General features: G+C 35.8%; 20 protein-coding genes, 2 tRNA genes and 3 rRNA genes. 20 read left to right on the top strand and 5 right to left on the bottom strand.

The genetic code is table 11. The features are described from left to right. Positions 1-1,119: 1,119 nt before the first annotated feature. The 12 genes from OZP06_RS16985 to OZP06_RS16930 all read left to right on the top strand — a co-directional run bounded on the left by OZP06_RS16985 (position 1,120) and on the right by OZP06_RS16930 (position 14,261). A 16S ribosomal RNA gene (locus OZP06_RS16985) occupies positions 1,120-2,633 on the top strand. 204 nt (positions 2,634-2,837) lie between these two features. Beyond that, positions 2,838-2,911, top strand: a tRNA-Ile gene (locus OZP06_RS16980). A 137-nt stretch (positions 2,912-3,048) separates the two neighbouring features. Continuing rightward, positions 3,049-3,122, top strand: a tRNA-Ala gene (locus OZP06_RS16975). Positions 3,123-3,309: 187 nt separating this feature from the next. Beyond that, a 23S ribosomal RNA gene (locus OZP06_RS16970) occupies positions 3,310-6,198 on the top strand. Between the two features lie 148 nt (positions 6,199-6,346). Beyond that, a 5S ribosomal RNA gene (gene rrf, locus OZP06_RS16965) occupies positions 6,347-6,456 on the top strand. Together the 16S, 23S and 5S rRNA genes with 2 tRNA genes alongside form the textbook arrangement of a ribosomal RNA operon. 370 nt (positions 6,457-6,826) lie before the next feature. Beyond that, a complete protein-coding gene (locus tag OZP06_RS16960; RefSeq protein ID WP_264564202.1) occupies positions 6,827-7,657 on the top strand; it encodes a 1,4-dihydroxy-2-naphthoyl-CoA synthase in 831 nt (276 codons plus the stop codon). 90 nt (positions 7,658-7,747) lie between these two features. After that, a complete protein-coding gene (locus tag OZP06_RS16955; protein ID WP_269222910.1) occupies positions 7,748-8,263 on the top strand; it encodes a PH domain-containing protein in 516 nt (171 codons plus the stop codon). Continuing rightward, positions 8,263-9,783 carry a PH domain-containing protein gene (locus tag OZP06_RS16950; RefSeq protein WP_269222909.1) on the top strand — a complete coding sequence of 507 codons (1,521 nt, stop codon included), beginning with the start codon at positions 8,263-8,265 and terminating at the stop codon, positions 9,781-9,783. The genes OZP06_RS16955 and OZP06_RS16950 overlap by 1 nt, the downstream gene beginning before the upstream one ends. Positions 9,784-9,857: 74 nt before the next feature. After that, the gene (gene menA / locus OZP06_RS16945) at positions 9,858-10,820 is read left to right on the top strand and encodes a 1,4-dihydroxy-2-naphthoate octaprenyltransferase (RefSeq protein ID WP_269222908.1); all 963 of its coding nucleotides are present in this window, start codon (positions 9,858-9,860) and stop codon (positions 10,818-10,820) included. A 57-nt stretch (positions 10,821-10,877) separates the two neighbouring features. After that, positions 10,878-11,555 (top strand): metal-dependent hydrolase, encoded by a 678-nt coding sequence (locus OZP06_RS16940; RefSeq protein WP_269222907.1) that lies wholly within the window; start codon positions 10,878-10,880, stop codon positions 11,553-11,555. Between the two features lie 138 nt (positions 11,556-11,693). Then, positions 11,694-12,887: a tetratricopeptide repeat protein gene (locus tag OZP06_RS16935; RefSeq protein WP_269222906.1), complete on the top strand. Its 1,194-nt coding sequence runs from the start codon at positions 11,694-11,696 to the stop codon at positions 12,885-12,887. A 330-nt stretch (positions 12,888-13,217) separates the two neighbouring features. Further along, the gene (locus tag OZP06_RS16930) at positions 13,218-14,261 is read left to right on the top strand and encodes an o-succinylbenzoate synthase (RefSeq protein ID WP_269222905.1); all 1,044 of its coding nucleotides are present in this window, start codon (positions 13,218-13,220) and stop codon (positions 14,259-14,261) included. Positions 14,262-14,676: 415 nt separating this feature from the next. Here OZP06_RS16930 and OZP06_RS16925 read toward each other — a convergent pair whose 3' ends face one another. From OZP06_RS16925 to dnaX, 3 genes are all read right to left on the bottom strand, one after another. After that, entirely contained in the window at positions 14,677-15,234 is a 558-nt protein-coding gene (locus tag OZP06_RS16925; RefSeq protein WP_269222904.1) for an acetate uptake transporter, read from the bottom strand. A gap of 109 nt (positions 15,235-15,343) precedes the next feature. Next, positions 15,344-15,631 carry a DNA polymerase III gene (locus OZP06_RS16920; protein WP_281324010.1) on the bottom strand — a complete coding sequence of 96 codons (288 nt, stop codon included), beginning with the start codon at positions 15,629-15,631 and terminating at the stop codon, positions 15,344-15,346. 377 nt (positions 15,632-16,008) lie between these two features. Further along, positions 16,009-17,094: a DNA polymerase III subunit gamma/tau gene (gene dnaX, locus OZP06_RS16915; protein WP_281324009.1), complete on the bottom strand. Its 1,086-nt coding sequence runs from the start codon at positions 17,092-17,094 to the stop codon at positions 16,009-16,011. Between the two features lie 176 nt (positions 17,095-17,270). On the opposite strand from dnaX, the gene OZP06_RS16910 reads away from it, so the two are divergent. From OZP06_RS16910 to OZP06_RS16880, 7 genes are all read left to right on the top strand, one after another. Then, on the top strand, positions 17,271-18,401 hold the full coding sequence (locus tag OZP06_RS16910; protein WP_281324008.1) for an NAD(P)/FAD-dependent oxidoreductase: 1,131 nt from the start codon (positions 17,271-17,273) through the stop codon (positions 18,399-18,401). Between the two features lie 84 nt (positions 18,402-18,485). Then, positions 18,486-19,199 carry a methyltransferase domain-containing protein gene (locus OZP06_RS16905; RefSeq protein WP_269222902.1) on the top strand — a complete coding sequence of 238 codons (714 nt, stop codon included), beginning with the start codon at positions 18,486-18,488 and terminating at the stop codon, positions 19,197-19,199. 43 nt (positions 19,200-19,242) lie between these two features. Continuing rightward, positions 19,243-20,295 carry a type III polyketide synthase gene (locus tag OZP06_RS16900; RefSeq protein WP_281324007.1) on the top strand — a complete coding sequence of 351 codons (1,053 nt, stop codon included), beginning with the start codon at positions 19,243-19,245 and terminating at the stop codon, positions 20,293-20,295. Between the two features lie 18 nt (positions 20,296-20,313). Beyond that, entirely contained in the window at positions 20,314-20,742 is a 429-nt protein-coding gene (locus tag OZP06_RS16895) for a FabA/FabZ family ACP-dehydratase (protein WP_269222901.1), read from the top strand. A gap of 12 nt (positions 20,743-20,754) precedes the next feature. Further along, positions 20,755-22,029 carry a beta-ketoacyl-[acyl-carrier-protein] synthase family protein gene (locus tag OZP06_RS16890; protein ID WP_269222900.1) on the top strand — a complete coding sequence of 425 codons (1,275 nt, stop codon included), beginning with the start codon at positions 20,755-20,757 and terminating at the stop codon, positions 22,027-22,029. A gap of 41 nt (positions 22,030-22,070) precedes the next feature. Next, entirely contained in the window at positions 22,071-22,325 is a 255-nt protein-coding gene (locus tag OZP06_RS16885; protein WP_269222899.1) for a phosphopantetheine-binding protein, read from the top strand. Then, positions 22,322-22,810 (top strand): 4'-phosphopantetheinyl transferase superfamily protein, encoded by a 489-nt coding sequence (locus tag OZP06_RS16880; protein ID WP_269222898.1) that lies wholly within the window; start codon positions 22,322-22,324, stop codon positions 22,808-22,810. The genes OZP06_RS16885 and OZP06_RS16880 overlap by 4 nt, the downstream gene beginning before the upstream one ends. Before the next feature lie 11 nt (positions 22,811-22,821). Here the strand turns inward: OZP06_RS16880 and OZP06_RS16875 are convergent, their stop codons facing one another. After that, positions 22,822-23,418 carry a 3'-5' exonuclease gene (locus tag OZP06_RS16875; protein WP_281239633.1) on the bottom strand — a complete coding sequence of 199 codons (597 nt, stop codon included), beginning with the start codon at positions 23,416-23,418 and terminating at the stop codon, positions 22,822-22,824. A 2-nt stretch (positions 23,419-23,420) separates the two neighbouring features. Further along, complete coding sequence (locus OZP06_RS16870; protein WP_281239634.1) at positions 23,421-25,337, bottom strand: DUF294 nucleotidyltransferase-like domain-containing protein; 1,917 nt, start codon at positions 25,335-25,337, stop codon at positions 23,421-23,423. 172 nt (positions 25,338-25,509) lie between these two features. Between OZP06_RS16870 and OZP06_RS16865 the strand changes: the two genes are divergently transcribed. Continuing rightward, a complete protein-coding gene (locus OZP06_RS16865) occupies positions 25,510-26,016 on the top strand; it encodes a DUF2911 domain-containing protein (protein WP_269222896.1) in 507 nt (168 codons plus the stop codon). The last annotated feature ends 311 nt before the right edge of the window (positions 26,017-26,327 follow it).

Below are 26,327 nucleotides of genomic sequence, written 5' to 3'. Positions count from 1 at the left end.
TGTTTTTCTCGCCAAGAAGCAAAGGCGCCAAGTTTAGAACTGTTTTCTTTGCTCCTTCGCGCCTTTGCGAGACCTATATTTTTAATAGGACACAGCTATAAAAGCCCCACTATATAAAGGAGGGAATAAAAATCCGCGCTCCTCCGCGCCTTCGCATTAGCGAATCCGTCAAATCCGCGTCCCACCGCGCCGAATTAGATTAAGTTAAGCTTTGTTTTTCTCGCCAAGATGCCAAGGCACCAAGTTTAGAACAATTTTCTTTGCGCCTTCGCGCCTTTGCGAGAACTGTATTTTTTAATAGGACACAGCTATAGAGAGGTACAAAGACCACTTTATATTAAGGAAGGGAATATAAATCCGCGATCCTCCGTGCCTTCGCATTAGCGAATCCGTTAAATCCGCGTCCCAAAGAGTGATAAAAGTCTATTAGTAAAACCCAGGCGAATACAACCAGGAACAAAGAGTAGTACTAACAAGCGGTAAAAAGGGCAATACATCTGGTATTAATCCCTTCTGAAAAGGCACAAAAAGTAATAAAACCGTAAAAAGGGCCTAAAATTTTCAGTAAGAACGATGGATTTGATAAAAAAGGGGTTGTATAAAGCACAATATACCAATAGATTAAAAAATAAATCAAAAAAACCTCAAAAAAGTCATTGTTTAAAGGGATAAAGGGTCTACTTTTGCACCCGCAACAGCGACTAAGTTCTTTAAAACACTGACAAGTAATAAAAATCACAAAGAAGATTTATTTTCAAAAAAGATTAAAAAAAGCTTGTGGGAATTAAAAGAGTATGTTACTTTTGCACCCCGCTAAACGCGCAACGTTCCTTGAGAGGCTGATAAGAAAAGAGAAGAAACTGAGAAAAATATTTTTCAAAAAAACTTCAAAAAGTTCTTGCCAGTTACAAAAAGAATTGTTAGTTTTGCACCCGCTTTGAGAGACAACGAAAAGCGGATTAAACTATAAGAATACGTTCCTAGACATATTGAATTGACAGCCGTTTTAACAGAGATGTTAAAACAAAAGAATAAGAGTAATAGAATCGAAAGATTTGAGAATAGACCACTAGAATTGGAGTCGCATAATAATAGCTTAATTAATTAAGCGCACAATATACGATGAAGAGTTTGATCCTGGCTCAGGATGAACGCTAGCGGCAGGCTTAACACATGCAAGTCGAGGGGTATTGTTCTTCGGAATGAGAGACCGGCGCACGGGTGCGTAACGCGTATGCAATCTACCTTTCACAGAGGGATAGCCCAGAGAAATTTGGATTAATACCTCATAGTATAGTACAACCGCATGGTTGAACTATTAAAGTCACAACGGTGAAAGATGAGCATGCGTCCCATTAGCTAGATGGTAAGGTAACGGCTTACCATGGCTACGATGGGTAGGGGTCCTGAGAGGGAGATCCCCCACACTGGTACTGAGACACGGACCAGACTCCTACGGGAGGCAGCAGTGAGGAATATTGGACAATGGGCGCAAGCCTGATCCAGCCATGCCGCGTGCAGGATGACGGTCCTATGGATTGTAAACTGCTTTTGCACAGGAAGAAACAACATTACGTGTAATGTCTTGACGGTACTGTGAGAATAAGGATCGGCTAACTCCGTGCCAGCAGCCGCGGTAATACGGAGGATCCAAGCGTTATCCGGAATCATTGGGTTTAAAGGGTCCGTAGGCGGTTTAGTAAGTCAGTGGTGAAAGCCCATCGCTCAACGGTGGAACGGCCATTGATACTGCTAGACTTGAATTATTAGGAAGTAACTAGAATATGTAGTGTAGCGGTGAAATGCTTAGAGATTACATGGAATACCAATTGCGAAGGCAGGTTACTACTAATGGATTGACGCTGATGGACGAAAGCGTGGGTAGCGAACAGGATTAGATACCCTGGTAGTCCACGCCGTAAACGATGGATACTAGCTGTTGGGAGCGATCTCAGTGGCTAAGCGAAAGTGATAAGTATCCCACCTGGGGAGTACGTTCGCAAGAATGAAACTCAAAGGAATTGACGGGGGCCCGCACAAGCGGTGGAGCATGTGGTTTAATTCGATGATACGCGAGGAACCTTACCAAGGCTTAAATGTAGATTGACCGGACTGGAAACAGTTTTTTCGCAAGACAATTTACAAGGTGCTGCATGGTTGTCGTCAGCTCGTGCCGTGAGGTGTCAGGTTAAGTCCTATAACGAGCGCAACCCCTGTTGTTAGTTGCCAGCGAGTCATGTCGGGAACTCTAACGAGACTGCCAGTGCAAACTGTGAGGAAGGTGGGGATGACGTCAAATCATCACGGCCCTTACGCCTTGGGCTACACACGTGCTACAATGGCCGGTACAGAGAGCAGCCACTGGGTGACCAGGAGCGAATCTACAAAACCGGTCACAGTTCGGATCGGAGTCTGCAACTCGACTCCGTGAAGCTGGAATCGCTAGTAATCGGATATCAGCCATGATCCGGTGAATACGTTCCCGGGCCTTGTACACACCGCCCGTCAAGCCATGGAAGCTGGGGGTGCCTGAAGTCGGTGACCGCAAGGAGCTGCCTAGGGTAAAACTGGTAACTAGGGCTAAGTCGTAACAAGGTAGCCGTACCGGAAGGTGCGGCTGGAACACCTCCTTTCTAGAGCTTTAGTGTTAGTTGAAAGACACGCTAAAGAAAGAAGACGAAGAGACTATTGGTTACAGATTTAAGGTTATATTACTCTTGCTGTTAATTTAAAAAAATAATTGAAAGATTTAAAAATTTAAAAATTTAAAGATTAAAAAATTCGCAAGAATGGTTCAATCTTTAAATCATTTAATCTTTAAATCAAAGAAAAAAGAGTGTCTCGTAGCTCAGCTGGTTAGAGTACTACACTGATAATGTAGGGGTCGACAGTTCGAGTCTGTCCGAGACAACAAAACAGTTACGAATTTGTAAATTACGAATTACGAATTGAAAAGTTCATAAACATAGATTGAAAGGAAATTCTAGGGTTGAAAGATTACGAATTACAACAATTCATAATTCATAATTCACAATTCATAATTAAATTGGGGGATTAGCTCAGCTGGCTAGAGCGCCTGCCTTGCACGCAGGAGGTCAACGGTTCGACTCCGTTATTCTCCACTATTGTAGTGAATAGTAAAGAGTGAATGGTAATTAGTTTAGGCTAATCACTACTCACTAAAAACGACTCACTTAGAAAAAAGTTCATTGACATATTGAGATAAGAAATAATAAAAAGTAGAAAGCAGTTTTCTTTAATTTATTAGAGAGAACGAAACAAAACGGCATTCTTAAATGAATGTTGGTACAATAAGCAAAATAAGGGCGTATGGGGGATGCCTTGGCTCTCAGAGGCGATGAAAGGCGTGATAAGCTGCGAAAAGTTACGGGGAGCAGCACACATGCATTGATCCGTAAATACCTGAATGGGGCAACCCACTATGTTGAAGACATAGTACACCGATAGGTGGGCAAACCCGCTGAACTGAAACATCTAAGTAGGCGGAGGAGAAGAAAACAAAAGTGATTCCGTAAGTAGTGGCGAGCGAACGCGGATTAGCCCAAACCAATGTTGTTACGGCAATGTTGGGGTTGTAGGACCACGATATTTTATGCACAAAGAATTAGAATCTACTGGAAAGTAGAGCCGTAGAGAGTGATAGCCTCGTATAAGTAATAAGTGTAATAGATAGTGGTATCCTGAGTAGGGCGGGGCACGTGAAACCCTGTCTGAATTTGGCGGGACCATCCGCTAAGGCTAAATACTCCTGAGAGACCGATAGTGAACCAGTACCGTGAGGGAAAGGTGAAAAGAACCGTGAATAACGGAGTGAAATAGATCCTGAAACCATACGCTTACAAGCGGTCGGAGCCCTTTTGTGGGGTGACGGCGTGCCTTTTGCATAATGAGCCTACGAGTTAACGTTGCTGGCAAGGATAAGTGGTTAAGCCACGGATCCGTAGCGAAAGCGAGTCTGAATAGGGCGCTTTAGTCAGTAGTGTTAGACGCGAAACCGTGTGATCTACCCATGGGCAGGATGAAGCGCTGGTAACACAGTGTGGAGGTCCGAACCGGTTGACGTTGAAAAGTCTTCGGATGACCTGTGGGTAGGGGTGAAAGGCCAATCAAACTCGGAAATAGCTCGTACTCCCCGAAATGCATTTAGGTGCAGCGCACGGCGCAAAGTTATATAGAGGTAGAGCTACTGATTGGATGCGGGGGCTTCACCGCCTACCAATTCCTGACAAACTCCGAATGCTATATAATGTTTCCGTGCAGTGAGGGCTTGGGTGCTAAGGTCCAAGTCCGAGAGGGAAAGAACCCAGACCATCAGCTAAGGTCCCCAAATATATGTTAAGTTGAAAGAACGAGGTTTGTCTGCCCAGACAGCTAGGATGTTGGCTTGGAAGCAGCCATTCATTTAAAGAGTGCGTAACAGCTCACTAGTCGAGCGGACGAGCATGGATAATAATCGGGCATAAACATATTACCGAAGCTATGGATTTAGAGTTTACTCTAAGTGGTAGGGGAGCATTCCAGCAGGGTTGAAGGTGTATCGTAAGGTATGCTGGACCGGCTGGAAAAGAAAATGTAGGCATAAGTAACGATAATGCGGGCGAGAAACCCGCACACCGAAAGACTAAGGTTTCCACAGCTATGCTAATCAGCTGTGGGTTAGTCGGGACCTAAGGCGAACCCGAAAGGGACAGTCGATGGACAACGGGTTAATATTCCCGTACTAGTTATAATTGTGATGGGGTGACGGAGTGATGAAAGTGTCGCGAACTGACGGAATAGTTCGTTGAAGTACCTACCTATAGGCTGCGCAGGCAAATCCACGCGGCTTGGGGAAATACGATAGTACTCGGAGTCTTCGGACAAAGAGATAGTACACCTAAGGGCTTCCAAGAAAAACCTCTAAACTTCAGATTATAAGTACCCGTACCGCAAACCGACACAGGTAGTCGAGGAGAGAATCCTAAGGTGCTCGAGAGATTCATGGCTAAGGAATTAGGCAAAATAGACCCGTAACTTCGGGAGAAGGGTCGCCTCTGAGTGATCAGAGGCCGCAGTGAAGAGGTCCAGGCGACTGTTTATCAAAAACACAGGGCTCTGCAAAATCGTAAGATGAAGTATAGGGCCTGACACCTGCCCGGTGCTGGAAGGTTAAGTGGAGATGTTATGAGCAATCAGAAGCATTGAAATGAAGCCCCAGTAAACGGCGGCCGTAACTATAACGGTCCTAAGGTAGCGAAATTCCTTGTCGGGTAAGTTCCGACCTGCACGAATGGTGTAACGATCTGGACACTGTCTCAGCCATGAGCTCGGTGAAATTGTAGTAACGGTGAAGATGCCGTTTACCCGCAGTGGGACGAAAAGACCCTGTGCACCTTTACTATAGCTTAGTATTGACCTTGGATAAATGATGTGTAGGATAGGTTGGAGACTGTGAAGTGGCGTCGCTAGGCGTTGTGGAGTCATTGTTGAAATACAACCCTTTGTTTATCTGAGGCCTAACCCCGCGATTGCGGGGGACATTGCTTGGTGGGTAGTTTGACTGGGGTGGTCGCCTCCAAAAGAGTAACGGAGGCTTCTAAAGGTTCCCTCAGTACGCTTGGTAACCGTGCGTAGAGTGCAATGGCATAAGGGAGCTTGACTGAGAGACATACAGGTCGATCAGGTACGAAAGTAGAGCATAGTGATCCGGTGGTTCCGCATGGAAGGGCCATCGCTCAAAGGATAAAAGGTACGCCGGGGATAACAGGCTGATCTCCCCCAAGAGCTCATATCGACGGGGGGGTTTGGCACCTCGATGTCGGCTCGTCACATCCTGGGGCTGGAGAAGGTCCCAAGGGTTGGGCTGTTCGCCCATTAAAGTGGCACGCGAGCTGGGTTCAGAACGTCGTGAGACAGTTCGGTCTCTATCTACTGTGGGCGCAAGAAATTTGAGTGGATCTGATTCTAGTACGAGAGGACCGAATTGGACAAACCTCTAGTGTATCTGTTGTTCCGCCAGGAGCATCGCAGAGTAGCTACGTTTGGAAGGGATAAGCGCTGAAAGCATATAAGCGCGAAACCCACCACAAGATGAGATTTCTTTTAAGGGTCGTGGGAGATGACCACGTTGATAGGCTATAGATGTAAAGGCAGTAATGTCATAGTCGAGTAGTACTAATAACCCGTAAGCTTATGTACACCTTTTCTCCCGACTCCGGTCGGGAGAAGAAACTTTCTAATACTTTTTATATTCTTTATCTCAGTATGTTAAGATATTACTATAATTATGAATTGTGAATTATCAATTGTTAATTATAGATGATTGCCCAAAGCAATTGTAACCTCTTAAGGTGGTTATTGCGGCGGGGCTCACCTCTTCCCATCCCGAACAGAGTAGTTAAGCCCGCCTGCGCAGATGGTACTGCAGTTATGTGGGAGAGTATGTCGTCGCCTTTCTTTTTAAAAACCCTTCATCAAAAGATGAAGGGTTTTTTGTTTTATAGGTACGACGTGTCGCCTTGCTCGATTCGTCGCCTTTCTTAAATATTATATTATCGTAAGTTAAATAGTATTTTAATTTATGATAATAATTTTGTCGCTATTCTTAAAGTTGTTGTGCACGCGTGAGTGATGGAAGCAAGTTACCGAAGTAACGCGAACAGCACGACAGCATTAGGAAAAGGAGGCCTATAATTAGTATGTATATTTGCCTCCTTTTTCTAATGGTGGCACGCCCAAACGTTTTGAATCAATTAAAAAATATTTTATACTTTAGAAATATAAAAAATGCCTTATTTTTACACTATAATTATTTAAAATAAATAGAATGGATTGGATAACGGCCAAAGAATTTGAAGATATAACCTATAAAAAATGCAATGGTGTTGCCAGAATTGCTTTTAATAGACCTGATGTACGCAATGCTTTTAGACCCAAAACAACATCTGAGTTGTATCAAGCTTTTTATGATGCGCAAGAAGATACATCTATTGGAGTGGTTTTGCTTTCAGCTGAAGGGCCTTCGTCAAAAGATGGAGTGTATTCTTTTTGTAGTGGTGGAGATCAAAACGCTCGTGGTCACCAAGGTTATGTGGGTGATGACGGTCAACATCGATTGAATATTCTTGAAGTGCAACGCTTAATACGTTTTATGCCAAAAGTTGTTATTGCTGTAGTTCCAGGTTGGGCTGTTGGTGGAGGACATAGTTTGCACGTAGTTTGTGATATGACTTTGGCTAGTAAAGAACATGCTATCTTTAAACAAACTGATGCCGATGTTACTAGTTTTGATGGAGGATATGGCTCTGCTTATCTTGCCAAAATGGTAGGACAGAAAAAGGCCCGTGAAATTTTCTTTTTGGGACGTAATTATTCTGCTCAGGAAGCAATGGATATGGGAATGGTGAATGCCGTTATTCCACACGCAGAATTGGAAGATACAGCTTACGAATGGGCACAGGAAATTCTTGGAAAATCACCTATGGCTATCAAAATGCTTAAATTTGCTATGAATCTAACTGATGATGGTATGGTGGGGCAACAGGTATTTGCCGGTGAAGCAACAAGATTGGCCTATATGACCGAAGAAGCCAAAGAAGGTAGAAATGCATTCCTTGAAAAACGCAAACCGAATTTTGAAAAAAAATGGTTACCTTAAAATAAGAGAGTTTAAAATGTTTAAAAGTTTAAGGGTTTCAAGTTTTGCGATTTGAAACCTTAAATTTTATATTTATTTAGAAAAAAAGAAATGGAAGACTTCACAAACGAAACTATTGATACTACTCAACTTCCTAAATTTGAAGATGTATCATTATCTGTTTTGCATCCTGATTATTGGAAAGTAACATTGATAAACCTAGCTGTATTTTTTTTGATTATTGGGACAGGAGTTGGATTTGTTTTATTTTTTAATATAGAGCTTTTAGCCTTTCTTTTGGAAATCAGTATTGGCTTTGGTGTTTTAGTACTTTTGGTTCTGTTCTTTTCGAGAATAAGTTTTAAGAAAAAAGGTTTTGCATTTAGAACTCATGATGTGTTATTCAGACATGGGATAATTGCTACTAATACACTTGTAATTCCTTATAATAGAGTACAGCACGTGGCTTTACATGAAGGGTTGATTTCTCGTTTTTTTGGGTTGGCCAAAATTCAAATTTTCACTGCTGGAGGTTCTTCCAGTGATATAGAAATCCCTGGAATTGCCAAAGAACAAGCCGAAAACATCAAACAATTGTTGATGGGTAAAATTCAAAAACAATTGTAATGGGAGCCGATTTCAATCAGCCACAACGAAAATCTATTGTTGGGATTTTTGTAATGTTTGTTTATTCGCTTCAAGGATATGCCAAAGCTTTATGGCCAATTTTAGTGATTTGGATTTTTAAATTTGATCAAATCAATAAAGGGTATTTATTGGTAGGGACTATAGCTGTTTTTGCCGTAATCGGAATTGTTTCTTATTTAAGATATTTGAATTTTACCTTTTATATCGATCATGAAAATAACGAGTTTATTATAACGGAAGGCATTTTCAATAAAACTAAAACAACGATACAACTTTATAAAATTCAACAAGTAAATATTAATCAGTCATTAATACAGCGATTGGTAGGTGTTTATGAATTGGCTGTTGATACGGCTGGTTCCAATAAAAAAGAAGGAGATATCAGAGCTATTTCACACGAATTGGCATTGGACTTAAAAGCCCGTTTATTAGAGAATGAAAATAAAAAAATTGCAAATATAGAGGATTCAATTAACACTTCAGATGAAATTTTAATTGATAAAGCTGCTGATTCTGAAGTTCCGTTTATAGAAATCGGTTTTTTAAGTTTATTGAAAATTGGAATTACTTCAAACTATATAAAAAGCTTTTTTGTATTACTGGCTTTCTTTTTTACACTTTTCGATCATATCAAGCAAATAACTGGAAGAGATGTTTTGCACGATGAAAATATCGAAGATTATGTGGACAAAAGCCAAGTTGCTACTGCATTTTTGATATTTTTTATCATTTTCTTTTTGGCTGTTATTGTTATTAATTTGGTTAAAACAATTTTTACCTATTTTGATTATAAAATTGCGCGGCAAAAAGGATCGTTATTGCTTTCTTATGGCTTGTTGAATACTAAAAGTACGATCTTAAAACCCGAAAAGGTTCAAATTACAAGTATTACTCAGAATTTTTTTCAAAAGAAGTTGAATGTACTGCATCTTAAAATCAAACAAGCAACTGGTGGAGAAAAAGAAGATCACAAACTCGCTATCGAAATTCCCGGTTGTGACAAACTGGAAAAAGATGCGATTTTAAAATTATTGTTTCAAAAGATTCCCGAAAAAGGAATAATGCTCAAACCTAATTTTAGAAAACTTGGTTTTTCTGTTTTTTTAACAATCGGATTACCAATGTTAGGCTTTTATTTTGTTAGAGATTTGCTAATGGAAGAATTGCCAACTATTGATTATTTTGTGTTGTTATTTGTTGTTTTTATTGGAATAATTCAGCTCTTTATATTCAAAAACAATCGTCTTTATATTAATTATGATTTTATAATTCTGCAAAGCGGTGCTTGGGATGTGACAAATAAAATTATTATACCCAGTAAAATTCAGGCGATTACAACTTCTCAACTCTTTTGGCATAAAAATATTAATATTGGTTCCTTAACTTTGCATACCGCAGGAGGGAATATTAGTTTTCAATTGGGTAATTTTACAGCTATAAAACAATATGTCAATCTTTGGTTGTACGAAATGGAAACTTCCGATAGTAATTGGATGTAACGAAAAGAAGTTAGAGAATAGAAAATAGAGATTAGAAGTCTTTATTTAAACTTTTAAACAAATTAAACAATATAATGAAACACTGGATTGAAGCCGCAAGATTAAGAACGTTACCATTGTCAGTTTCTGGAATAATCGTAGGAAGTATGTATGCTTTGGCAAACCCTACCGAAAATGTATTGACTCCAACAGATGTTTTCAATTGGGAAATATTTGCATTTGCTCTGTTGACCACTTTAGGTTTACAGGTACTTTCTAATTTTGCCAATGATTACGGTGATGGAATAAAGGGAACGGATAATGAAGATAGAGTAGGGCCAAAACGCGCCATACAAAGTGGTGTGATAACACCTCAAGCAATGAAACGTGCCTTGGTAATTACATCAATATTAACTTTGTTTTCAGCAGTGTTCTTGATTTATGTTGCTTTTGGAGAAACAAATCTTGTGTATTCTTTGTTCTATTTAGCTCTTGGAATTATGGCTATAATTTCTGCAATTCGGTATACCGTAGGTAATTCAGCTTATGGGTACAAAGGATATGGTGATATTTTTGTATTTGTATTCTTTGGTTTAGTGAGTACTTTGGGGGTTAATTTCTTGTATTCTAAACAATTGGATTCAATACTTATTTTGCCAGCTACGGCAATTGGATTATTGAGTGTCGCTGTTTTGAATTTGAATAATATGCGCGACCAAGCCTCAGATGCTAAAGCAGGTAAGAATACCGTTGTGGTAAAAATGGGAGCCGAAAAAGCCAAAAAATACCATTATTTCCTAATTGTTTCTGCTATGATTTCGGTTGTTGCATTTGGCATATTAAGTGATTTTCGTTTTGATCAATATTTGTTTTTATTAGCATATATTCCGTTGACAAAACATTTAATTACAGTATCCAAAAATCAAGATCCAAAATTATTAGATCCCGAATTAAAGAAAGTAGCGTTAAGCACCTTTTTACTTTCGATATTATTATCGTTATGCATGATTTCTTTGATTTCGGATATTTTTGTGAATGTTTTCTTGGGAGGACGATAAGTAATTTCAAAAAATAATCAAAGTAGTATTTTCTAACATTTTTAAACGTATACTAAAATGAAAATAACATTCTACGGTCACGCCTCTTTGGGAATCGAAGTTAGTGGCAAACACATTCTTGTAGATCCTTATATTTCGGCCAATCCAAAGGCTTCACATATTAATATCAATGATCTGAAAGCCGATTTTATACTTTTAACACACGCTCACGGCGATCATATTCTCGATGTCGAATACATTGCGTCAAGAACTAATGCGGTGATTGTTTCGAATGCTGAAATTGCTGGTTATTACGGTAAAAAAGGATTTCAAACACACCCAATGAATCACGGCGGAAGCTGGAATTTCGATTTTGGAAAACTAAAATATGTAAGCGCGATTCACTCCAGTTCTTTTCCGGATGGAACGTATGGTGGGAATCCAGGCGGTTTTGTAATCGAAGGCGAACACAAAAACATTTACATTGCTGGTGACACCGCGCTTACTATGGATATGAAATTGATTCCGATGCGAACCCAACTCGATTTAGCTATTTTGCCAATCGGCGATAACTTCACCATGGATATTGAAGATGCTATTATTGCCTCCGATTTTGTGGCCTGTGATAAAATTCTTGGTATTCACTACGATACTTTTGGTTATATCGAAATCAATCACGAGCAAGCCATCAAAAAATTCTTTGATAAAGGAAAAGACTTGATGTTGCTCGAAATCGGAAGTTTTATCGAATTATAATAATTAGGAGCTATTTCCTGCTATTCGTTTCAATCTTGTGAGCCGAACCCCGGCTCACAAGGATTTTTACTGCTATCAGGGCTAGGGCATACCGGATTTCAAGATCATTTTTCTAAAACCAGATTAACTTTTTTAATAATGACCAAGCAGCTTCTTTCTTTCATTACACTTCTATTTACAACACTTGCATTTGCTCAACAAGACGGTTACTGGGACAAAGACAGATCGACAACCAAAGAAATCAAGGTTTCCGCCAGAGACCGAATCGTCATAAAAACCGAAGATTTACCCCTTGGAACTACCGAGATTGTTTATAGAATCACTCTTTTGGACGAAAATCAGCAATTGGCCGGCAGTTTGGTTTCGGTTCTGAAATCAATTCCCGATCCTACTGGAATTAGTCAAGGTTCAGCTGGAGCTGTTTTTGTATTGTCCAAAATATCTGGAGATGATAAATGTACCTATGCTATTTTTTCATCCGATAAATTGGCTTTAGAATACAAAGATTCAGGAAAAACAATGGAATCCTGTTTGGTTCAGGACGAACCAGTCAGTAAAGACGCCAAACGTCTTTCAATCGAAAAATCAAAGTGTCTTAATGGAAATGCGTTGTGGTTTGGTTTTGAAAGCAAAAACTGGATCATGAACCAAAAAATCATTTTGGAAGTTGTACCTTGGGTAGATAAAAAACTAAGCCGAGGCTGGAGTCTGGATAACCGAAAAAATATTATTGACCAATGCAAAACATCCAGCTTGGCTCAAAAAATGGTTAATTCTGATGATTTTTGCGTTTGTGTTTTGGATAAAATTCAAACGAAGTACAAATATCAGGAGTTTCAAAAGCTATTGACAGTAGAGCGATCCAAAGCTTTTAAAGATTCAGGAAGCAGTTGTTTTGGTGAAACAAGCACCTCTAGTGCTGTTTATGCTGATTTGCGTACTCAAGCATCACTTTTGATAAAAAAAGCCAAATATGGGGATGCAATTGAAAAATTAGGGGTAATTGTAAACGATGGTAAAGCTATGGTTTTAGATTATAGTGCAATTGGAAGCTGTTATCTATTGACCAAGCAATACGGAAAAGCATTAAAGTATCTTCAAGACGGCGAAAAACTGGATAGTACAGAGTTATTGTTGCAATTGAATTTGGCGCATGCCTATTTGTTAAATGACAATTACAAAGAAGCCAAAAAAATATACAAGAAATACCAAAATCAAAACGTTACTGATAGTTTGAGTTGGGTTCAAAAAACCGAACAGGATTTCAAGGCTTTTCAGAAAGCGGGAATTCAGAGTGAAGATTTTGAAAGAGTATTGAAATTACTGGAGTAATTAGTTTATTTGGTTTTGCATAGTAAGTAGTATGGAAAGATTAAACAATAAATCATGAAAAAAATAAATTTGATCATACGATTTATAGGATTTTTTGTTTTTTCAGTTGGAATAATTTTAAACTTTAAAATGTTTATTTTTAATGAATGGCCAACATACTTGTTTTTTTTTTATAATCCTTTTAGGAATTTTATTAATTGGAATTTCTTATTTAAGATTTAAGAAACTCACTTAACATTACATTTGTTTTTCCATTCGCCATTCACTATTAACCATTCACTATTCACTATTAACTATTCACTATTAACTATTCACTATTAACTATTCACTTTGAAAGCAACCTACCACAAATACATATTAAATTTCAAACGCCCATCCGGAACTTCTCGTGGAGTGATGACCGAAAAAGAAACTTGGTTTATTGTTTTGGAGCAAGACGGTAAAAAGGGAATAGGTGAGTGTGGTCTTTTGAGAGGGTTGAGTATTGACGACCGTCCCGATTATGAAGATAAATTGCAATGGACGTGTGCTAATATTCATCTTGGTAAAGATCAACTTTGGGAGGCCTTGTTAGAGTTTCCATCCATACAGTTTGGAGTCGAAATGGCATTCCAGTCTTTGGCTAGTAAAAATCCTTTTTTACTCTTTCCATCAGACTTCACAAACGGTACAAAATCGATTGCTATAAATGGATTGGTTTGGATGGGTTCAGCCACTTTTATGAAACAACAAATCGAGGAGAAATTAGCTGATGGATTTCGATGCATTAAACTCAAAATTGGTGCCATAGATTTCGATAAAGAATTGCAATTATTGCGTTATATTCGGCAATATTTCAGTCCAGAGCAAGTAGAAATTAGAGTCGATGCTAACGGTGCTTTTGATTCGAATGAAGCTTTATATAAATTAAATCAACTATCTGAATTTAAGTTACATAGTATAGAGCAACCTATTCAAAAAAACAACACTGACAGTATGGCAGAGCTGTGTAGAACCACTCCTTTTCCTATTGCTTTGGACGAAGAACTAATAGGCGTGTTTACAGTTGCTGAAAAAGAAGAATTATTACTCAAAATAAAGCCTCAATACATCATTTTGAAACCTAGTTTTGTGGGTGGTTTCCGCGGTACTCAAGAGTGGATTACCTTGGCTGAAAAGCTTAATATTGGATGGTGGATAACCTCTGCATTGGAAAGTAATATTGGCTTGAATGCTATCGCGCAATGGACTTTTTTGCTTAACAATACTATGCCGCAAGGATTGGGAACAGGTGCATTATATACTAATAATTTTGACTGCCCTTTGCAAGTTTCTCAAGGTCAATTGTGGTACAGCGATACGTTAAATTGGGACTTGGATATTGATAAATTTTAATTAAACCCAGATTCCGCATTAGAAATCTACTACAACTAAATTCTTCTTCAAAACCAAGAACTTACTCCTATTTTTAAATTCAAAATACAAAATTATTCCTTCTTCAAAAATAGTCCGTGAGCTCTTGCTTTTATTTAATAATTTAGTTTCGCTACTAAGTCTAATGCGGATTCTGGGTTAAAACGAGAATAGGTTATATGCAGTTTTTGCGAGAGTGATGGAAGTGGAGCTCTTTTTTGATGCCGTTTTTTTACGGGATCAAAAAAAGCGGGAACGAACAGCACGACCCGAAGTTTTTACGAAGGGACTCGCCCAAATTAAGAATCATTAAATAATATTTATATAATTTAAACTGAAAAAGGCTCCAAACGAATGATTGTTTGGAGCCTTTTGTATAGTATTGAAGAACTGAATATTAATAAGGTAAAACTCTTTTGTTTTTTACTTCTTCCAAAAGTTCGGCCATTGCGAGGTAAAAAGCACTGCTTCCGCAAATTACGCCAAGACCTCCAGCAATGACTGTGATGGTTTCGCTTCCAGTGAATTTTGATACCGCCAAAAGGAAAAATAAAATGGTTAATGAAAGGAAAACAAATTGCTGTACTTTGCTGCCACCCCAAGTTCCCCACCACATAAATGCGGTAAAAATCCCCCAAATGGCTAAATAGCATCCGAAGAAAGGAGCTGGCGTTGTGCCGGCCATTTCAAAACCGGTGTTTGGAAAAAGCCAAATACCCACTAGGGAAATCCAGAAAAAACCATAGGAGACAAAAGCAGTTCCTGCAAATGTTTTTCCGTTTTTGAATGACAATATTCCGGCTATTATTTGGGCCAAACCGCCATAAAAAATACCCATCGATATGATTACAGCACTGACGGGAAAGATACCCAAATTATGAATATTCAATAAAATTGTGGTCATTCCAAAACCCAAAAGGCCTAAGGGTGCAGGATTTGCTAGTTTATTCTCCATTTTTAGTTTTTTTAATTGTTAGTAAAGTTTAAAAATAACGTTATAGTTTGTTGTTAATTGATATAAAAATAACATTTTGTAATAGAAAAATTTCATTTCTATCCTTTTTTTATGCATCTAAATCCAAACCAAAAGTAGTTCTCAGTAATTCAATATTTGGGTTGATTTCTAGAAATCTGTTGTAGCGATCTTGGTCGGTAAAGCTTCTTTTGATTTCGATGCTTTCGTTTACATTTACTTCTATAGTGATGTTGTGATTGTGTAAATGGCCGCGTAAATGCCCCAAGAGTCCAATTATTTCACTTTCAAAATCTATTTTAGAGCCCTCATTAGGTAGTTCAAAAGTAATATTGGCACCATTAAGTTTTGGATCATTGATTAAAAGTAAGGATTCCATTATTTTGTACCCCTTTTCGCCAAGTTTTTGTGCGTATTTTGTCCATTGTAGAAGCATTTCTGTTTCTGAGAAAGGTTCTGTAGGCAATGTGGCTGTATTGTCTGTTTTGACAAATCCTTTTAAATTTTCTTCTAAAGCCTTTTTGGCTCGGATACTGGAAAGCGATAAAGCTGAAAATTTAGTTTCGTTATTGGGAATACTAGGTGTTTCAGTATGTTGAACTTTTGGTTTTTCTGCTATTGAAACTGCAGGTTTTGAGATTTCGCTATTTGAAATTTCCTTTGCATTTACTTCGGTTGCAATTGGAGTTTGAACTTTTTCCTTCGAAATTTCGGCTATGGAATAATCTGCAACTTTTCTAAAATGAGTAGGCGGAATTATAAATTGCTCAACTTTTTTTTTTCTCCATCATAAGTGATAGAGGCTAGTTGCATCAAACAAAGCTCGACAAGTAGTCGTTGATTTTGACTGACTTTGTATTTTAAATCACAATCATTGGCAATTTCGATTCCTTTTAACAGAAACTCTTGACTGCATTTTTGTGCTTGAATTCCGTACATTTTTTGTGCTTGCTCTCCAACCTCAAGCAATACAAGTGTCGAAGGCGTTTTGCTTACCAATAAATCTCTAAAATGAGTTGCCAACCCTGATACAAAATGATGGCTATCAAAACCTTTGGATAAAATATCATTAAAAGCCATCAACAAGTCTGGTATTTTATTTTCCAAAATTAAATCGGTGACGTTGATATAGGTTTCGTAGTCTAAAACGTTTAAATTTTCTGTAACCGCTTGACGCGTTAGGTTATCGCCACAAAAAGAAACCACTCTATCAAAAATAGACAAAGCATCACGCATCGCACCATCTGCTTTTTGGGCAATAATATGAAGCGCATCATCTTCAAAAGCAACGCCTTGACTTGTAGCGACATCAGCAAGATGTTCTTTAGCGTCTTTTACGGTAATTCTTTTGAAATCAAATATTTGACAACGCGATAAAATCGTTGGAATAATTTTGTGTTTTTCGGTGGTTGCCAATATAAATATGGCGTGTTTTGGCGGTTCTTCCAATGTTTTTAAAAAAGCATTAAAAGCTGCCGAAGACAACATATGAACCTCATCAATAATATATACTTTGTATTGTCCGGTTTGTGGAGGAATACGAACTTGATCGATCAAATTTCGAATATCATCTACTGAATTGTTGGAAGCAGCATCTAGTTCGAATACATTAAAAGCAAAATCTTCAGTAGGATCATCGTATCCAGGCTGATTGATTTTTCGAGCCAAAATACGGGCGCAAGTTGTTTTTCCAACACCACGAGGTCCTGTGAATAAAAGCGCAGAAGCTAAATGGTTGTTTTCTATGGCGTTGAGTAGTGTGTTGGTAATTGCTTTTTGTCCCACCACATCTTTAAATGTTTGTGGACGGTATTTACGTGCCGATACTACAAATTGTTCCATAGGTTTTTTATTCGAAAGCAAATATAGGACTTGAAAAATCAAAAAACAAATTCCAAAATTTTAATTTTTTAGATTATTATTTTCTTGTAAAATTACTACTTCAATTCGTTTTTCAGATAACATTTGTGTATTTTCACCAAAGATTGAAGATTAATTGTCATAAAAATGACTTTTCTATGAATGATTCTAAAGAGGTTGTTATTATCGGAGGAGGTTTGGCTGGACTTACAGCTGCCATACATTTGACTAAAATTGGATTAAAAGTCATTTTGTTCGAAAAAAATGAATATCCAAAACATAAAGTTTGCGGAGAATATGTTTCAAATGAAATACTTCCTTATTTGGATTGGCTATCGCTAAATATATCCGATTTAAATCCTACTCATATCTCGAAACTGGAGTTTTCAACTGCAGATGGAACCCGAATCAATTGTGATTTACCGCTTGGCGGTTTTGGCGTTAGCCGATTTGTTTTGGATGCTTTTTTATTCAAAAAAGCCATCGAAAATGGATGTATAATCATAAAGGATAGTGTTGATAATGTTGTTTATGAAAAAGATAGTTTTACAATTTCAACTTTAAACAGTGGGATTTTCGTCTCTTCGATTGTAATTGGCGCTTTTGGTAAAAGATCCAATATCGATCAGAAATTAAAACGGTCATTTGTTCAAAAAAAATCACATTGGTTAGCTGTAAAAGCTCATTATTCGGGAGAATTTCCAGATGATTTGGTGGGTTTGCATAATTTTGAAGGGGGTTATTGTGGGGTTTCAAAAGTAGAAAATGACACTATAAATATTTGTTATTTGGCTAGTTATGAGTCTTTTAAAAGATTTAAAAATATTGAGGATTTTCAAAATCAAATTGTAGTTAAGAATCCGCATCTGAAATTGATTTTTGCAAGAAGTAAAATTCTTTTTGAAACTCCATTGTCGATTAGTCAGGTGTCATTTGATAAAAAAGAGATGGTAGAAAATCATATTTTGATGATCGGTGATAGTGCGGGTCTCATTCATCCTCTGTGTGGAAACGGAATGGCAATGGCGATTCATAGTGCTAAGATAGTATCTGAATTGGTAGGGGGATTCTCTGTTGGTACAATCAAATCTAGAAAAGAATTGGAAGAAAGATATATTCGAGAATGGAATGTTAATTTTAAAAAAAGGTTGAAAATGGGACGTGTTTTAACATTTATACTGCAAAAACAAAAATTTTACAAGTTATTGATGAGGATAATGATTAAATTTCCGTTTTTAATACCAGTCATTATTAAACAAACACACGGCAAGTTAATTACGGTTGGGTAATTAATTTTAATGACAACTGTAATGGTGACATCCATCCAAAATAAATAAGAACTATAGCGTTTAATCTGAAATAATTTAAAATTAGTGCTTGTAGATACACAAAACAGAACAGACGACCCTGAAATCATGGATGATTTTGATTTAGAAGGAGACGAATTAAAAGAGGCGCTGGATAAAATTGCTTCTATAAACCAGTTGTTAGGAGGAAATCAATTGACTTTGAGAGGTGTTCGTAAATTGCTTAAAAAAGTTCCACATTTAGGAACTATCACAATTGTGGATGTTGGTTGTGGGAATGGAGATATGTTGCGAAAATTAGCTGATTTCGGTTTAAGTGCTAATTTGAATTTAGATCTGATTGGGGTTGATGCTAATTATTTTACTGTAAATTATGCAATAGATTTGTCAGTAAATTATCCAAATATAAAGTATAGGTGTGAAGATATTTTTAGTAAATCTTTTAATGAATTAAAATGCGATATAATATTGTGTACTTTGACTTTACATCATTTTAAAAACGATGAAATAACTAAATTACTAGCATTGTTTAACAAAAATTCAAGTATTGGTTTTGTGGTGAATGATTTGCAAAGAAGCAGCATAGCTTATCGATTATTTCAAGGGTTTTGCATTGTTTTTAGACTGAATAAAATGTCGCGAAATGATGGTTTGGTATCTATATTAAGAGGTTTTAAAAGAGAAGAACTGATTGCCTTTTCTGAAGAGTTAAGGTTTAAAAAGTTTAGTATCCAATGGAAATGGGCTTTTCGTTACCAATGGATTGTAGAGAAATTTTAGTGTTGATTATTGAATTTAAAAATAATAGCTTCAAAATAAAATAATGAGTGTAAAAATAAAATGTGTTGCCAAGCAATTGCCTAAGTATTCAAGGACTACAGAGGAAATTCTTCCATTTTTGGATGTTTGGTTAGAAGGGCAGGAGGAACGTTTTATTCGAAAAGTAAAGAAAATATTTGAGGGTGCAGCCGTTGATAAACGATATTCGATTATGGATCCGATAGAAGTTTTTGAAAGCGCATCGTTTGAAGCCAAAAATGATATTTATGTTCGAGAGGTGATTGATTTGGGTGAAAAAGTTTTGGAAAAAGCTTTAAAAAAAGCGCAATGGTTACCGGAGGATTTGGATTATATCATCACTGTGAGTTGTACGGGAATTATGATTCCTTCGTTAGATGCTTATCTGATTAATAGTTTAAAATTGCGACAGGATATTATACGATTGCCTGTTACCGAAATGGGTTGTGCGGCAGGAATTTCTGGAATTATTTATGCCAAGAACTTTCTTCAAACCAATCCCGGAAAAAGAGCAGCGATTATTGCGGTTGAAAGTCCTACGGCTACTTTTCAATTGGATGACTATTCGATGGCAAACATAGTAAGTGCGGCTATTTTTGGTGATGGTGCGGCTTGTGTTTTGCTTTCCTCGGTTGAAGAGGAGGAAGGACCTGAGATTTTGGCTGAAGAGATGTATCATTTTTATGATAATATTCACATGATGGGTTTTAAATTGACGAATTCAGGTTTGCAAATGATTTTGGATATTGGAGTGCCAGAGACTATTGCTTCTCATTTTGAAGATATTATTCATCCTTTCCTGAAAAAGAACAATTTGGAAATAGAAGATATAGATCATTTAATTTTTCATCCCGGTGGAAAAAAAATTGTTCAAATTGTGGAGGATCTCTTTTCGGGATATGGTAAAAATATTGATGACACTAAAGAAGTTTTGAAGCTTTATGGAAATATGTCAAGTGCAACTGTATTGTATGTTTTAGAACGTTTTATGGATAAAAAACTAGAAAAAGGCTCTAAGGGTTTGATGTTGAGTTTTGGACCTGGGTTCTCAGCTCAACGGGTTTTGTTGCAGTTTTAGTTTTTTTATAATATTTGAATGGAAAAAATTGATATAATTTCAAAATTGCCATATTCCAAACCGTTTTTGTTTGTGGATAAAATCATCAAAATTGATGAAAATGGTGTAGAAGGGGAATATACTTTTGATGCTGATTTGGATTTTTATAAAGGGCATTTTAAAGATAATCCAGTTACACCAGGAGTTATTTTGATCGAAGTGATGGCTCAAATAGGATTGGTTTGCTTGGGTGTATTTTTATTAAATGAAAAAGTTAATAAAAATACTTTAATGGCTTTAACATCAACAGAAATAGAATTTTTAAAACCTGTTTTTCCGAATGAAAAAGTAACTGTTCATTCTCAAAAAATCTATTTTAGATTTGGAAAATTGAAATGCAAAGTGAGTATGCAAAATGAGAAAAAAGAAATAGTTTGCAGTGGGACAATCTCAGGAATGGTGATTTAAAATACAAATAAAATGAAAAATCGAGTTGTCATAACAGGTCTTGGTATAGTAGCTCCAAATGGAGTGGGACTGGATGCGTTTGAACATGCTGTAAAAAACGGTATTTCTGGAATCAGACATTTTGAGGAATTAGAAAGATTGAAATTTTCCTGTCAAATAGCTGGAATGCCTGTTGTTTCAAATGAATTGGCTTTGCACTATTTTACTGAATTAGAGCTTAAAAATTTCAATGCGACAGGTATTTTATATGGTGTTATCGCTGGAATCGATGCTTGGAAAGATGCAGGTTTATCAATGGAAATACGAGACGATCCTGATTGGGATAGTGGAACTATTTTTGGAGCAGGAACATCTGGGATAGAAAAATTTAGAGAAAGCATATATAAGATTGATGATTTTAAAACCCGAAATTTAGGAAGCACAAGTGTTATTCAAACGATGAATAGTGGTATAAGTGCCTATTTAGCAGGTAAATTGGGCTTGGGTAATCAAGTTACAACTAATTCTTCAGCCTGTACAACAGGGGCTGAAAGTATAATTATGGCTTATGACCGCATAAAATCGGGACAAGCAAAGAGGATTTTAGCGGGAAGTACGAGTGATTCTGGACCTTACATTTGGGGAGGATTTGATGCAATGCGAGTTTGTACTTTCAAACATAATGATTCACCAGAAACAGGATCAAGGCCTATGTCTGTCAGTGCTTCGGGATTTGTTCCGGCCAGTGGAGCAGGGTCATTGGTTTTAGAGGATTTAGAAACTGCTTTAGCAAGAGGAGCTAGAATATATGCAGAAGTTTTAGGAGGGGCCTTAAATTCTGGAGGACAAAGAGGATTGGGAACATTAACAGCACCAAATCCAGTTGCGGTTCAAAAATGCATTCAGAAAGCCATGGCAAATGCTGGAATTAAAGGTCAAGATGTTGATGCTATTAATGGACATCTTACCGCTACGACGAAGGATAGTTTGGAAATTTCAAATTGGAGTGAAGCATTAGGGCGTAAAGGAATAGATTTTCCGTATATCAATTCTTTGAAATCCACCGTAGGTCATTGTTTGTCTGCGGCAGGAAGTATAGAAAGTGTAGCATCTGTATTACAGTTGTATAAAGGATATGTTTTTCCAAATCGAAATTGTGAAGATGTACATCCTGAAATTACTTCAATAATCGATGTTTCTAGAATTCCCATGGAGCTTATTGAAAAAGAGGTGACAATTGTTTTGAAAGCTAGTTTTGGTTTTGGAGATGTAAATGGATGTGTGGTTTTTAAAAAATTCACAACCTAATAATCACTATGAAAATATAATAATTTTAATACAAAATAAATATGGATAGAGAAATTGCATTAGAACAATTAAAGGAAATTGTAAAACCATATGTACAAGATCAAGAATCATTTGATTCGTTAACAGAAGAAACTACTTTTATAAATGATTTGAAAATAAATTCAGCAAATTTAGTTGATGTGATATTGGATATTGAAGAAAAGTTTGATATTATGATTGATAATGAATCAATGGAGAAAATGGCAAATGTAAAAACTGCAATTGAAATTATTGAAATCGAGTTGGCGAAAAAATGATAGGCAATGATATTGTTGATTTATTTTTAGTTCGAAAAGAAAGTAATTGGCGAAGAAAAGGTTATTTGGAGAAAATTTTTACTCAGGAAGAACAAAATTTAATTCATAATGATTCCAATCCAGAACAAATGGTTTGGAATTTATGGACTAGAAAAGAGTCATCGTATAAAATTTATAATCGCGAAACAGGAATTAGCGGTTATTTTCCTTTGCGCTTAAAGTGTCATTTTGAAGATGAATTCTCAGGAATAGTTTCGATTGGTGATTTTGTATTTTATACACAAACGCAAATAACAGATTCTTATATTTATTCAATTGCTGTTTCTAGGCTTGAATTATTAGATAACATTATTACTTTAGAGAACTTTGAAAACATAAAGAAAGAAAATGGAATTCCTTTTATTTTTGATTTACCTTCAAATTCAATTAAACCTGTTTCAATTAGTCATCACGGACGTTTTCAAAGAATAATTACTTTAAGATAATTTTCTAAACATTATTTTATACCCAACCTTTTTTTTAATTTTAAAAATAACAATGCAATAGTGTATGCATCTTCTGCAGGTGAATTTCGATAGTATTTTGGAAGTTTAAAAATAGCTGATAATTCATCAAGTGAAAATTCTTTATCATTAATTTCCATTAATTTGCGATACATAACATCTATATCTAATGCTTCATTTTTTAATCGACCACATCCCAATTTTGTTAATGCACTATTAATCATATCTACATCAAAATCAACATGATGTCCTATTAGAACAGCATTTTCAATATAATCTATAAATGATTGTATTGCTTCAGGCTCACTGAGTTTCTTCATTTTGCTTTCTAAAATAAATTCATTAGATAAACCATTATCATGAAAGTATTTGTATTGCAATAGAATAGTTTCAAAACTATCTCCAATTTGTATGCAGTCATTTATTATAGCGAAAGAACCAATGGATAAGATTACGTCTTTTTCTGGGTTCAATCCTGAAGTTTCAGTTGTAAAAACAACAAAACGGTTTGATTTATGTTCAAACTTAGCTAAGTAAGTTTTCCAAAAATCAGGATATTCTTTATTTATGTTTTTTAACCAGTCGAGCATAATTATGAGAATTGAGTAAGTTTGAAATTACTTTTAATTAATTCTTCCAGTTCTTTCATTGGAGCTAAAGCATTTTTTAATTTTTCTTTATCTAGTTTAGACAATTCTTCTAAATTGATAAACTGGCCAGAATTTTCATTTTTCAAGCCTTCATTTACTCTAAATTTAGATAAAGTTAAGAAAGCATCTGCACAGTTTAAATAGATATCTGAATTTTTATTATCAATAATAGCTAGTTGTTTGAATCGTAAGTATGTATTGTTTAGTGCTTTTATATTAAAATGTAGTGCAAATAACCTCGCGCCATCTATAAGAGGCATTAAAGCTTTGGTTTTTATATCAAATTTATTTTTGTTAGGTTCTTCTTCTTCTACAGCGAATTTTTTAAAGAAAGTAAGAGGTGCATTTTTTCTTAAAGCATCGTTGCCTAAAAAATCAAAAAACAAAACATTATGTTCTAAATTTTTAGAAATTACATTTTCAATAACTTCAAATATTTTTTTCTCACCAAAAATAAGTTCTAAATCAAAGAAAATACTACTTAAATCATTGCTGTTTTCACCTGGAGTATTCATCCAGTTGTCATATTGTTTAGTCCAGTCTGTTAGTGATTTACACCAAAGCATATTGCTTGCCATATGACCATTTGGACATAATTCATATCCCACTTTTTCAAGAATTGCAGTTGTTCGTTTGGCTAATTTTAAAAAATAATCCCTCACATCTCTATATTTGTCAGGTGTAACATCTTCAAATATCAACATACTATCTTGATCAGTTAGTAATAATTGTTCTTTTCGACCCTGACTACCGATGCTCATCCAGACAAATCGAGCAGGGGGTGATCCCAAGTCTAATATTGATAATTCAACGGAACGTTTTAATATAGCTGAATTAATTTCACTGGCAATATTGTTTATATTTGAAAGAGGAATATTTTTTTGAATTGAATTTTGGATTAATTCAGTTAATCGATCTCTAAGATGTTTTAGATCCTTTGCGCTTGTAGCTCTTTTTATCTCTTTGATTAAAACCCCTGGATTATTTGCTTGAGCAATAATTAAATCATGTTCGGAAATTACACCTTTAACAGCAGATTTATCGGTTCCATCAAGAGTTACACACAAATGGGTAACATTGTTTTTTAGCATTATAAGTTGTGCTTCAGCCAAAGAAACGTTTTCAACAACTGTAACAACGGGTGAAGACATAATAGTTTTCATTGTAATTGTAAGTGGAAATACACCAGTTGCTATCTTGGAGCACATATCGGTATGAGTTACAATTCCAATGGGTAAAAAATTTTCGCAAATAACAACACTATTCGATAGATTTTCTGTCATTCGAAAAGCTATGTCTTTGGCAGTGTCATTAATAGTGGCTGTTAGTGGAGATCTATTGTATGAAAGTGTTTGAAAATATTGCATTTCCGATTTTTGATCAACATACGATATGTTGTCAGAAGCGAGTTTACTTCTCAGATTTTCTTTTTCTTTTGGATTCCATGTATTGTTGGCAAAGCTTTCTAGAAGGAAGTTTAATACATCAGGATTATTGGCTACAAATGGTCTAAATGTTGCAATAGGTATTCCATAAACAATACTTTCTTCTCTTGCTTTGGCAGTCATCATGTAATTGTTTTTAGCAAAGAACGGTCGTAATCCTAAAATGTCACCAGCATGGCATTTGTTTAATAAAGTTTCTTCTGCATCAGCGATGACAGATAAATGGATAGCACCAGATGCCACAACATAAAAACAATCGTGCAATTTATCGTTAATTTGAAATAAAGTGTCGTTTTTCTCTAAATTTAAAACGCGAATACTGGTAGCTATCTCTGATAGTTCTCGAAAAGTTAAGTTGTCAAATGGTGGGTATTCTTTTAGAAAATCAGCAATATGTTCAGCAATTGTATTCATAGTTTTGTAGTAAAGTAATACTTGTAAAAATAATAAAAATAGGCTTCTAAATAAAGCTATAAAAACTATTTTTAATAAATTGCATTATTGTTAAAATTATCATAAAATTAAATATTTTAGGTTGGTATTGTTTCTAAATATTTATTTTTATTGCTAAATAAATAAATAAAATATGAAAATTTTAAAAATATATCTCCTAGTTTTATTCTCGTTTTTTGCTTTTTCATTTGCAAATGCGCAAGATAAGCCAAAGAGCTCTGCCGAAAAAGTAACTGGAATGATTAATGGAGCTAAAATTGAAATTAATTATGGAAGTCCTTCAGTAAGAGGAAGAAAAATATGGGGTGAATTAGTTCCTTTTGGTGAAGTTTGGCGTGCTGGAGCAAATGATGCAACAACATTCGAGACGGATAAAGATCTTACAATAGAAGGTATGAGATTGCCTGCTGGAAAATATTCGTTTTTTGTTATACCTAACAAAGAAGATTGTACAATTATTTTTAATAAGGAAGCTAAACAATGGGGCGCTTATAAATACAATTCAAAAGATGATCAGCTACGTATAAAAGTAAAACAACAAATCGCAGATTCTACTACTGAAAAATTAACTTATATCATGAATGCAACAGATGTTGAACTAGTTTGGGATAATTGGATAATTGGTTTTGAAGTGAAATAGGTTGTAAATTAAAACATTAAAAAAGCGTCTTAAATTTTAAGATGTTTTTTTTAGGTTAAAACATTGTGGATATTCACATCAATTTAAAGGGGCAACATTATTATTATACATATGGTTTTTGATAAATTCTATTTTACATAATATAAATTATAGTTCAAATATGTCTAGACAAAAAAAAGTTCAAAATTACTAATACAATTAGAATTATATTTATTATTCATCGTTAAATATGAAAATCTGCAAAAAGTACTCTTTTTAAACTTAAATAAGGAAAGCTATCTAATTAGTGTTTTATTTGTTAGGTTGCTTTT

The organism is Flavobacterium sp. IMCC34518 (assembly GCF_027111095.2).
In the GTDB taxonomy this organism is placed as follows: domain Bacteria; phylum Bacteroidota; class Bacteroidia; order Flavobacteriales; family Flavobacteriaceae; genus Flavobacterium; species Flavobacterium praedii.
This window is presented reverse-complemented; position numbering and strand designations above follow the sequence as displayed.